The organism is Streptomyces sp. NPDC017520 (assembly GCF_044329855.1).
Lineage (GTDB): Bacteria > Actinomycetota > Actinomycetes > Streptomycetales > Streptomycetaceae > Streptomyces.
On the sequence record NZ_JBIRKB010000001.1, the window covers coordinates 221,504 to 230,782 of the forward strand.

Below are 9,279 nucleotides of genomic sequence, written 5' to 3' on the forward strand. Positions count from 1 at the left end.
GGCCCACCGGTGTTCCTCACCGGTGGGCCGGCCGGCCCACGTGCCCCCCAGGGGGCGTCCTGCCAGAAAGGCCACCCCGTGCGGCTGCACCCACGCCCGGGCACGGAGTCCGGCGCCCGGCGGCTCGCCCGGCGGCACCCGGCGGCCCTTCTCGCGCTCCTCCTCTGCTCCACCGGCGGGGCGCTCGCCGCCCTCGCCCTGCCCGCCGCCCTCGGCCACACCGTCGACCGCCTCGTCACCGGCGGCCCGGTGCCCTGGTCGGGACTGCTGCTCTGCGCGGCCCTGACCCTCGCCGAGACCGGGTTCGACGCGGCGGCCGCCGTGACCGGCACGAGCACCACCGCCAGGCTCACCGCGTCCCTGCGCACCCGCACCGCCGCCCGGGTCCTGGCCGCCGAACCCCGCCGCGCCCTCGCCCTGCCCACCGGCGACCTCACCGCCCGGCTCACCGCCCGCACCGCCGACGCCGCCTCCGCGCCCGTCACCGCCGCCGGAGCCGTCTCGGGCGTCCTGCTGCCGCTCGGCGCGATCGTCGGCCTCCTCCTCATCGACGTCCCGACGGCCGCCGCCCTCCTCCTCGGCGCCCCCCTCCTCGTCGCACTGCTGCGCGCCTTCACCCGCCGGACCGCCGACGCCGGGGCCGACTACCAGCGCGCCCAGTCGCTCATCGCCCACCGGCTCACCGAGGCCCTCGACGGCGCCGACACCATCCGCGCCGCCCGCACCGGCGCACGCGAGCACCGCCGCGTCCTGGAACCCCTGACCGCCCTCGCCGAACACGGCAGGCGCACCTGGTCCGTGTACGGGCGGGCCGTCGGCACCAGCGGCCTCCTGCTGCCCCTGCTCATGCTGCTGGTCCTCGCGGTCGCCGGCCTCCGGCTCGGCGCGGGCGCGATCGGCGTCGGCGACCTGGTCGCCGCCTCCCGCTACGCCGGCCTCGCCGTCGGCATCGGCGCCCTGACCGGCGCGCTCGGCGCCCTCGCCCGCAGCCGCGCCGCCGCCCGGAGCCTGGAGCCCCTGCTCACCCTCGCACCGCTGCCCCACCGCGGCCTGGGCCCGGCGCCCGACGCCCCCGGACACCTCGAACTCCGGGACGTCGGCGTCGAACAGGACGGCGCCCCGCTGCTGACCGGCGTCCACCTCACCGTCCCCGGCGGCAGCTCCCTGGCGGTCGTCGGGCGCTCCGGCTCCGGGAAGTCGGTGCTCGCCGCGGTCGCCGGACGGCTGCTCGACCCGGACACCGGAAGCGTGCTGCTGGACGGCGTCCCGATGGACGGCATGGAACCGGCCCGGCTGCGCCGCGAGGTGGCGTACGCCTTCGCCCGCCCGGCCCTCCCCGGCGTCACCGTCGAGGACACGATCGCCTACGGGCCCTGGACCGCGTCGCCCGAAGCCGTACGCGACGCCGCCCGCGCGGCCCGCGCCGACGGGTTCCTCGCGCTGCTCCCGGACGGCTACGCCACCCCGGTCGCCGACGCCCCGCTGTCCGGGGGCGAACGCCAACGCCTCGGGCTGGCCCGCGCGTTCGCCCACCCCGGCCGTCTCCTGATCCTCGACGACGCGCTGTCCAGCCTCGACACCGTGACCGAACACCACGTCCGGCGCGCGCTCGATGCGCGGGCCGGGCACTGCACCCGGATCATCGTCGCCCACCGGCTGTCCTCGGCCGCGCGGGCGGACCGGGTCGCCTGGCTGGAGGACGGCCGGGTCCGCGCGACGGGCCGCCACGACGAACTCTGGGCGGACCCGGACTACCGGGCGGTCTTCCGCACGGACACCAGCACGGACGCCTCCGCCGGGGGCCTCGCGCCCGCGAGCCGTACGCCCGTGACGCCGACCGCCGGGGCGGAGGCCCGGTGAAGGCCGACAGGACCCACCCCCGGCGCGAGGGGCAGGAGCACGGTGCACGCCCCCGGCGCGACGGGCGGGAGCACGGCGCACGTTCGCGGCGCGACGAGCGGGAGCACGGCGCACGTTCGCGGCGTGACACGTCCCTGCGCCGGGTCGGCCGTGAGGCCCGGCCCTTCCTGCGGGCGCGGACCGGTGTGATCCTGCGGCTGGCCGGCTGGTCCCTGCTGGAGTTCGCCCAGACCTTCCTCGGTGGATTCGGGGTCGCCCGCGCGCTCGACGACGGCTTCCTCGCCGGCAGCCCGCGGACCGGCCTTCTCTGGCTGGCCGTCGCCGCGCTCGCCGTGCTGCCGTCCGTGCCCGCCGCCCGCGGAGTGTTCGGCCGGCTCGCGGACCTCGTGGAGCCGCTGCGCGACGGACTGGTCCGGCGCGCGGTGTCGCGGGCGCTGTCCGGCGCTCTCGACCGGGCCGGCGACGTCAGCACCCGGTCCCTGTCGCAGGTCACCCATCAGAGTGAGATCGCCCGCGACGGCTGGGCCGGACTCGTCCTGACGCTCCGCTCGTTCGTCTTCACGGCGGCCGGGGCCGTCACCGGCCTGCTGGCCCTCTCGCCCGCCCTCCTCCTGTTCGTGCTGCCACCGCTGGTCCTCGGGGGCGCCCTGTTCCTCTCCACCCTGCCGCCGATGGCCGCCCGCCAGCGCGACTACCTCGCCGCCGACGAGGCGTACGCCGCCCACGCGGGCCTGCTCGCCGCCTCCGTACGCGACATCGCCGCCGCCGGGGCCGGCGAGCGGACGGTGGCCGAGTCCCGGACCCTCGCCGAGGCCCAGCTCGCGGCCTCCCGTTTGCTGGCCCGCTGGTCGGGCGTACGGGTGCTGGCCCTCGCCGTCTGTGGCCGGTTCCCGCCGCTCCTGCTGCTCCTGGGCGCGCCCTGGCTGCTGCGGAACGGGCTCACGCCGGGCGCGCTGGTCGGCGCGCTGACCTACCTCACCCAGGCGCTCGCCCCCGCAGTCCAGGCGCTGATGACCATGCTGGGCACCGCCGGAGGCCGGCTCGTCGTGGTCCTGGACCGGTTCACGGAGGCGCCGCCGCCGCCCGCCGACGACCCGCCGCCGCCCGCCCCGGAGGCCGTTCCGCCGCCGTACGGGACCCCGGTCGCCGAGCTCCACGAGGTCAGCTTCGCGTACGGGCCCGGCGCCCAGCCCGTACTGGACCGGCTCTCCCTGACGATCGGGGCGGGGGAGCACCTCGCGGTCGTCGGCCCGAGCGGCAGCGGCAAGTCGACCCTGGCCGCCGTCCTCGCCGGGACCGAGCGACCCACCGGGGGAGCGGCGCGGTGGCGGGGGCGGCCGGTGCGCCCGGCCGACGCCACCTCCGTACGCGTCCTGCTGCCCCAGCACGCCTACGTGTTCAGCGGCTCGCTGCGGGACAACCTCCGCTACCTCCGCCCCGACGCCGGCGACCGGGATATCGCGGCCATGGCGGACGCGCTCGGCCTGGACGCGCTGCTCTCCCGGCTCGGCTCCCTCGACGCGGCCGTCGAACCGGACCGGCTCTCCCAGGGCGAACGGCAGCTGATCGCCCTGGGCCGGGCCTACCTCGCCGCCCCGCCGCTGTTGATCCTCGACGAGGCGACCAGCCGGCTCGACCCGGCCGCCGAGGCCCGCGCCGAGCTGGCGCTCAGGGCCCTGCCGGGGGCGCTCGTCGTCGTCGCCCACCGGCTCAGCTCGGCCCGTCGCGCCGGACGGACCCTGGTGATGGACGGCCCGCGCACCCAGTGCGGCACCCATGGTGAACTCCTGGGCTCCAGCGCCCTCTACCGCGACCTGGCCGGCCTCTGGGATCAGGCGGACGGGAAAGGGCAGGGACGCGGCATCAGATCCACCCCGCCTCCTTCGCCCGTCTGATCGCGTCCAGCCGATTGCGCGCCCCGGACTTCCGTATGGCGGCGGCCAGATAATTGCGGACCGTCCCCGGCGTCAGGTGCAGCCGGCCGGCGATTCCGGCCACAGTGTCACCCCCCTCGGCCATCGAGAGCACACTCAATTCCCGCGGCGATAACGGCATGTCGGCCACCTGCAAGAGACTGAAGGCCAGCGACTCGTCGATATGCCGTCCCCCGTCCGCCAGTTTGTGCATCACCTCGGACAGGTCGTCCACCGGGCGGTACTTGTCGATGTAGCCGAGCGCCCCCGCCTCGTACGCCCGCCGCAGGCCGCTCGGCCGGTCGCTGCGGGTGAGCACGGCGAGCGGGAACGGCTCGCCGTGCGGTGTGGTCAGCGTCTTCACCTCGTCGAGGACGTCCAGCGCGCCCGGACAGTCGAGGTCGGTGAGGAGCACATCGGGACCCGGCCCGCTCAGCGCGGCACGTATCGCACCGCGTTCGGCGGTGCGGACCTCTATCCCCCGCCCCGTGCCGAGGAGCGACGCCAGCGACGCGCGCCACAACGGCACGGTGTGGACCAGCAGCACGGTTGTCATCAGTCTGCCCTCAGCATTTCTCTTCCGGCCCCGCCCGGCGCGGAACGCGACGGGCCGTACGCATCCGGTGACGGGTTTCCAGTTGAACGCATGGGCATTCGCGTAGGCCGACAAACGGGCTGAATACTGCTCCCGTTGGGCGCGGAAGGGGGCGTTCGGATGCAAAGCGGGAGCGCACATCGCTCACGGACCCATCCGTCTCGCCACCGCACGGGCAGCGCAACGGCCGGCGGCGGGCGGGCTGCTGCCGCACACCCCCCCAGGCGGCCGGGTTCAGTTCAGCAGGGCGCGCGCGGCGTGGGCCTTGCGCCGGACGTTCTCGGCCGTCGTCGGCTCGATTCCGTCGAGGATCTCCGCATATTCCTCCATCTCCGCCGCCCCGCGCAGGAACTCACCGCGCTGGACCAGGAGCTGGGCGCGCTCGTAGCGGAGCCGGGCCGGATGCGAGGGCAGGAGCAGCGACAGCTCCACCGCCCACAGGGCCACATCCGTGCGCTCGGGCCGGGCCGCCGCCCACGCCCGGACGTTGTTCAGGATCCGCAGCACGATCTCCAGCGGCCGCGCGGGCGTCATCATCGACGGCTCCAGGGCCGCCCCGGTTGTCCCCGTGACCAGCAGCTCCGCGTCCTGCCCGGTCAGCGGCGCGCCCCCGGCGAACGGATCGGCCAGCACCGGGTGCTCCCGATCGCCGAAACCGACCACGAAGTGACCGGGCAGCGCCACCCCGTAGACCGGTGCGCCCGCCCTCCTGGCGACCTCGATCCAGACGACCGACAACAGGATCGGCAGGCCCCTGCGGCGGCGCAGCACCTGCTGGAGCAGCGAGGAGTCCAGCCGCTGGTAGTCGACGGAGGAGCCGCCGAAGCCGCAGCGCCCGCCCAGCAGTCCGGCCAGCGCCGAGGCCCAGGCGGCGGGGGAGCGGGAGCCGTACGGCAGCAGCCCGGCCAGCCGGTCCAGCTCGATCTGCGCGGCGTCGATGCCGTACGGGTCGGGGACGTCCTCCCCCGGAGTCACCGGGCGGACCTCGGCCGGGCCCACCGGTCCGGCCTCCGCGCCCAGCAGCAGACAGAGGAGGGCGAGGTCCGGCCGCTCGGACCGGGCCTCCTCGGCGAACTGCCGCCGCCGCTCGGCCGTTCCGGAATCCAGCGCGCTCATATGCGACCCATGTTCCTGTCCCCGCTCATGTGCGTCGGCCCGCCGGAGGGCCCGGTGCGGGGCCACCGGCGCCCGTCACGCCGAGCGGTAGTGGTGGTAGCGGTGGTGGGCCGCGAAACCCATACCGTCGTACAGCGCCCGCGCGCCCTCGTTGTCCTCCTCGACCTGGAGCCAGGCCGCCGAAGCGCCCTCGTCCAGTGCCCGGCGCGCCAGCGCGGCCATCACGGTGGTCGCGAGACCACGCCGCCGCTGCTCCGGAGCGACCTCGACCGCCATGAACCCCGCCCAACGGCCGTCCACGACACACCGCCCGATCGCGGCCGACGGGGCGGCAGGATCCGCGTCCGTGCCCGCTGTGTCCCCCGTGTCCCCCGTGTCCGCCGGCACCGTGGCGAACCAGACCGAAGGGCCGCTGCCCAGCACCCGCAGCACATGGGGACCGGGGGTGGAGAAACGCTGGTAGCGGGCGAGCCAGGCCGCGTCCGGTTCGCGGGTCAGCCGGACCGCCCGCACCTCCGCCCGAAGGTCACCGACCGGCGCCAGCGCGGCGATCCGCACCTCCGCCGAGACCTCGCGCCGCCAGCCGTGCCGCTCCAACTCCGCGCACAGCAGCTCCTGCGTGCCCTCGGCCCCGGTCGCCGTCTGGACGTACGCGGGCAGGCCCCGCTCCCCGTACCAGTCCCGGACCCGTCCGAGCGCCTCGCCGACCGGCAGCCCCGGATCGCCGAGCGGCAGCGCGGAGTTGGCGCGCCGGGTGAAGCCCCCGGCGGCGCGCAGCCGCCAGTCGCCCAGCGCTTCGCTCTCGACGGGCTGCCAGGCACGCGCCGTGACGGGGGCCAGCTCCCCGAAGGAGGCGGCGGGACCGCGACGGCGGGCCGGGGCGGCGGGAACGACCTTGCCCGCGACCAAGGAGGATTCCACGATATGGACGGATTCCCCGCTCTTTCGTGTGATCGAGAGCACATCGTTGTTCCATGATGTGAGCACCCCGACCACGTCGGTGAACTGCGCGCCTGTGCCTCCGCCGTCCGTCCGGCGCCGAACGGACACGCGTTTGCCCACGTCAGCGGGTGTGATGCTGACTTCCAGCCGTCCGCCGATGGTGAATTCCACAGCTCTGTCCGCCCCTCCTGTTCGGATCGTGCCCGAGAACGGAGATACTAGAGGCGGGCATCGACGACGCCGCGCTCCCGCGCGAGAGCCAACGCCCTACCGAGGAGGAACGACAGCGTGACCTACGTCATCGCGCAGCCTTGTGTCGACGTGAAGGACAAGGCCTGCATCGAAGAGTGCCCCGTCGACTGTATCTACGAGGGCCAGCGGTCCTTGTACATCCACCCGGACGAGTGCGTCGACTGCGGAGCCTGTGAGCCGGTCTGCCCGGTCGAGGCGATCTTCTACGAGGACGACACTCCGGAGGAGTGGAAGGACTACTACAAGGCGAACGTCGAGTTCTTCGACGACCTCGGCTCTCCGGGCGGTGCGTCCAAGCTCGGTCTCATCGAGCGCGACCACGCGTTCATCGCCGCACTGCCGCCGCAGAACCAGTAAGCGGCGGCACCACGCGCACGGCCCGGTCCCGTACGGCTTGTCACCGTGCGGGGCCGAGGCGTTTCCCGTACCTCCGGGACCGCCATGGGGCCCCGGCGGCGCGGGGGCTGCCATCGGGCCCCGGTAGCGCCGGGGCCGTCAGCGGGCCCCTGCACCGGGGCTCGTCACCGCGCGTCCTTCCGCCGCCCCGTAGAGAACACCCGAGAAAGCAGAGCGCCGTGTCCGCAGTCTCCTCCCGCCTCCCGGTCTTCCCCTGGGACAGGCTCGCGCCCTACAAGTCGACGGCCCAGGCCCATCCGGACGGCATCGTGGACCTGTCCGTCGGCACCCCGGTCGACCCGGTCCCCGCGCTCATCCAGCGGGCGCTCGTCGCCGCCGCGGACAGCCCCGGCTATCCGACGGTGTGGGGCACCGAGGCCCTGCGGGACGCCCTCACCGGCTGGGTGGAGCGCCGCCTCGGCGCGGTCGGCGTGACCCACGCGAACGTGCTGCCGGTCGTCGGATCCAAGGAGTTGGTGGCCTGGCTGCCGACGCAGCTCGGGCTCGGAGCGGGCGACAAGGTGGCCTACCCCCGGCTCGCCTACCCGACGTACGAGGTCGGCGCCCGGCTCTGCGGGGCGGAGCCCGTCGTGTACGACGACCCGACCGAGCTGGACCCGGCGGGGCTGAAGCTGCTCTGGCTCAACTCGCCCTCCAACCCGACGGGCAAGGTGCTGTCCAAGGACGAGCTGACCCGGATCGTCGCCTGGGCGCGCGAGCACGGCGTGCTGGTCTTCAGCGACGAGTGCTACCTGGAGCTGGGCTGGGACGCCGAGCCGGTATCGGTGCTCCACCCGGACGTCTGCGGCGGCCACCACGACGGCATCGTCGCCGTCCACTCGCTCTCCAAGCGCTCCAACCTGGCCGGATACCGGGCCGCGTTCATCGCGGGCGACGCGGCCGTCCTGGGCGAGCTGCTGCTCATCCGCAAGCACGGCGGGATGATGACGCCCGCGCCCGTCCAGGCCGCCACCGTCGCCGCGCTCGGCGACGACGTGCACGTGTCCGAGCAGCGCGCCCGCTACGCGGACCGGCGCCTCGCCCTGCGCGCGGCGCTGGAGGCGCACGGCTTCCGGATCGAGCACAGCGAGGCGAGCCTCTACCTGTGGGCGACCCGCGACGAGCCGTGCTGGGAGACCGTGGCGTACCTCGCGGAGCTCGGCATCCTGGTGGCGCCCGGCGACTTCTACGGCCCGGCGGGAGCGAGTTTCGTCCGCGTGGCGTTCACCGCGACCGACGAGCGGGTGGCGGCGGCGGTCAAGCGTCTGTCCTGACTCGGAAGTCATCTCATGTGGCTGGGCAGGCACGAAGCCCGCTCAGGTGGCTTCGTCGGAACCCTGCCGGTTTCCCGGCCGTCGGCGTCGGCGTCGGCGAGATCCGGCCGGGGAGAGTCAACAATGAAGCCATGGACCCTGAGCTCTGCGCGTGGGCACGTGATTGGTCCGACCGCCTCGGACCGGCGATCGAGCGGGCCGTCCTGGCGGTCGCGGGACAGGTGCCGGCGGACGACGTGGCCGGCGTCGGCATCGCGACCGACGCCGGCGCCACGTCGATCGTCGCCTTCGCGCACTCGCGGCGTCATTTCGACGAGATGATCGCCGAGGACCCGGAGTTCGCCGTCGACGTGAAATGGCACCTCGGCGAGTGGGATCTGGACATCGTCGGGGTTCAGGGGATCGACGACCCTCTGGTGCCGATCCGTGTCGAGGCAGAACAGGCGGAGCAACGCTTCACCGGTGCGAGTGCCGACCCCCTCGCGGTGCCGGGCCTTCGCGCATTCCGGAGGGCGGTGTGGGACTCGATCTCCCAGGCGTTGACGGACTCGGTCGCCCGTGGATTCTTCGAGCAGTGGCCGAACGCTGTCCGGGTTTTCCTGCCACTCGACGCAGACGTCCCGGGTGACGACATCGCGCGGTGGAACGCCGCGCTGAACGATGAGGTCGGCACGGCCGAGTTCCGGGAGTTCCTGCGGATCGACACCGTCTGAGGCGGATCGTCCGCACGGCGACGGAGGCTCGTCGTCGACGCCCTTCTCATCGGCGGGGAATCGGGACGACCCGGCGTGGGGGGGGGGGGGGGGGGGGGGGGGGGGGGGGGGGCGCCCCCCGGGGGGGGGGGGGGCCGGGGCGCGCCCCCCCCCCCCCCCCCCCCGCCGCGTGGGGGCAGGGCGCGGGGCCCTACTGGTCGTAGGTGTAGAACTGCGTG

General features: G+C 74.8%; 8 protein-coding genes. 5 read left to right on the top strand and 3 right to left on the bottom strand.

Going from position 1 to position 9,279, the window contains the following annotated elements; translation table 11 throughout:
* Positions 1 to 78: 78 nt before the first annotated feature.
* Positions 79 to 1,860, top strand: coding sequence for an ATP-binding cassette domain-containing protein (locus tag ACH4KB_RS01015; RefSeq protein ID WP_398062360.1), 1,782 nt, complete (start codon positions 79 to 81; stop codon positions 1,858 to 1,860).
* Positions 1,857 to 3,755, top strand: a complete 1,899-nt coding sequence (locus ACH4KB_RS01020) for an ATP-binding cassette domain-containing protein (RefSeq protein WP_398062362.1) — start codon at positions 1,857 to 1,859, stop codon at positions 3,753 to 3,755. The genes ACH4KB_RS01015 and ACH4KB_RS01020 overlap by 4 nt, the downstream gene beginning before the upstream one ends.
* On the opposite strand, the gene ACH4KB_RS01025 is transcribed toward ACH4KB_RS01020, so the two are convergent.
* The 3 genes from ACH4KB_RS01025 to ACH4KB_RS01035 all read right to left on the bottom strand — a co-directional run bounded on the left by ACH4KB_RS01025 (position 3,724) and on the right by ACH4KB_RS01035 (position 6,597).
* Positions 3,724 to 4,329 carry a LuxR C-terminal-related transcriptional regulator gene (locus tag ACH4KB_RS01025; protein WP_398062364.1) on the bottom strand — a complete coding sequence of 202 codons (606 nt, stop codon included), beginning with the start codon at positions 4,327 to 4,329 and terminating at the stop codon, positions 3,724 to 3,726. The genes ACH4KB_RS01020 and ACH4KB_RS01025 overlap by 32 nt on opposite strands.
* 273 nt (positions 4,330 to 4,602) lie before the next feature.
* Positions 4,603 to 5,484, bottom strand: coding sequence for a tetratricopeptide repeat protein (locus tag ACH4KB_RS01030; protein ID WP_398062366.1), 882 nt, complete (start codon positions 5,482 to 5,484; stop codon positions 4,603 to 4,605).
* A 75-nt stretch (positions 5,485 to 5,559) separates the two neighbouring features.
* Positions 5,560 to 6,597, bottom strand: coding sequence for a GNAT family N-acetyltransferase (locus ACH4KB_RS01035; protein ID WP_398062368.1), 1,038 nt, complete (start codon positions 6,595 to 6,597; stop codon positions 5,560 to 5,562).
* A 117-nt stretch (positions 6,598 to 6,714) separates the two neighbouring features.
* Between ACH4KB_RS01035 and fdxA the strand changes: the two genes are divergently transcribed.
* The 3 genes from fdxA to ACH4KB_RS01050 all read left to right on the top strand — a co-directional run bounded on the left by fdxA (position 6,715) and on the right by ACH4KB_RS01050 (position 9,061).
* Positions 6,715 to 7,035: a ferredoxin gene (gene fdxA / locus ACH4KB_RS01040; protein WP_018956287.1), complete on the top strand. Its 321-nt coding sequence runs from the start codon at positions 6,715 to 6,717 to the stop codon at positions 7,033 to 7,035.
* Positions 7,036 to 7,253: 218 nt separating this feature from the next.
* Positions 7,254 to 8,348: a succinyldiaminopimelate transaminase gene (gene dapC, locus ACH4KB_RS01045; RefSeq protein WP_398062370.1), complete on the top strand. Its 1,095-nt coding sequence runs from the start codon at positions 7,254 to 7,256 to the stop codon at positions 8,346 to 8,348.
* 17 nt (positions 8,349 to 8,365) lie between these two features.
* On the top strand, positions 8,366 to 9,061 hold the full coding sequence (locus tag ACH4KB_RS01050; protein ID WP_398062372.1) for a hypothetical protein: 696 nt from the start codon (positions 8,366 to 8,368) through the stop codon (positions 9,059 to 9,061).
* The last annotated feature ends 218 nt before the right edge of the window (positions 9,062 to 9,279 follow it).

Bases quoted from the DNA above. Each gene is read 5' to 3' on its own strand.
- ACH4KB_RS01025 (WP_398062364.1), bottom strand. From the start codon at position 4,329: ATGACAACCGTGCTGCTGGTCCACACCGTGCCGTTGTGGCGCGCGTCG.
- ACH4KB_RS01030 (WP_398062366.1), bottom strand. From the start codon at position 5,484: ATGAGCGCGCTGGATTCCGGAACGGCCGAGCGGCGGCGGCAGTTCGCC.